Origin of the sequence: Pseudoxanthomonas sp. CCNWLW251, assembly GCF_037402255.1 — a bacterium.
GTDB lineage: Bacteria > Pseudomonadota > Gammaproteobacteria > Xanthomonadales > Xanthomonadaceae > Pseudoxanthomonas_A.
In genome coordinates this window covers 1-959 of the sequence record NZ_JBBEGA010000011.1, presented here as the reverse complement: position 1 = coordinate 959, position 959 = coordinate 1, and the positions used below count along the sequence as shown (strand labels likewise).

Genomic DNA, 959 nt, shown 5'->3' with positions numbered 1-959 from the left:
GGAGTGGTCTTAGAGCGCGCTAACAATTCATTCAAGCCGAACCCGCTTCGCGGGTCGGCTTAATTCTGGTGTTAGGCGCTTACGGAGAAAGGTATGGATACAGTTCTTCTCACATCTGCAGCGGTCGGCGTCTTTGTCGGCGTCTTTGTCGGGGCAAGTGCGGCGCTAGCCATTGTCTATATGATCCCCCGCAAGTCTTGCCCAGGGTGTAGCTCAACTCTTCCGCGCTTTCGCAGGCCAACGAGTGCGCATCAAGCACTACTCGGCGGCTGGACTTGCAATGGTTGTGGAGCCAAAGTCGCTAGAGACGGCTCGCTCATTAAAGGGGCGCTTGATGACAGGCGCGCCTAACAATTCATTCAAGCCGAGCCTACATCAGGGCGGCGCCTAAGTGCACGCCTTCGGCTATATTCGCACCCAGTCGCCGCCCTGCTGCGGGCCGGCTTAATTCAGGTGTTAGGCCGCAATGGAACAACCTTGGCAGTACTGGCTGCTTGTCTCGACACTCTATGTGCTCGGCGGCATCGGCTTTGCCGGCGTTACGCTCCTCCCGCTGCGCTCTTGGCTGCTCCTTCGCCGCAACACTCCGCTTTGGTCGGAGCTTGGCCCAGGAAGGGTCGCCTATGCCCTGCTGGTTCTATGCTCCGTCCTCGCCCTGGTGCTCTCCGGGGCATCGCTTGTTAAAGTCGCTAGATGCTTGCTTGGGCTTCATTGCCACGCCAATCGGTCCGGTGGCTGGTTCTTCCTTGCCTGCATCGGCGCGTACTACCTGGCATTTGAGGCGTTCGCTTATGCTGTCCTGCGGGCCGCACGCCGGATTTCACGTGTTGCGGCCTAACAATTCATTCAAGCCGAACCCGCTTCGCGGGTCGGCTTAATTCAGGTGTTAGGCCGCTATGAGCCAATGGGGTTACTTCACTTGGTTTCCTGAGCACGGGAGCCACCTAGTCCACCCGGAA

1 protein-coding gene is annotated in these 959 nt (G+C 58.6%); it reads left to right on the top strand.

What is annotated here, in order from left to right:
* Positions 1 to 466 precede the first annotated feature (466 nt).
* A complete protein-coding gene (locus tag WBN46_RS19005) occupies positions 467 to 838 on the top strand; it encodes a hypothetical protein (protein WP_337732951.1) in 372 nt (123 codons plus the stop codon).
* The last annotated feature ends 121 nt before the right edge of the window (positions 839 to 959 follow it).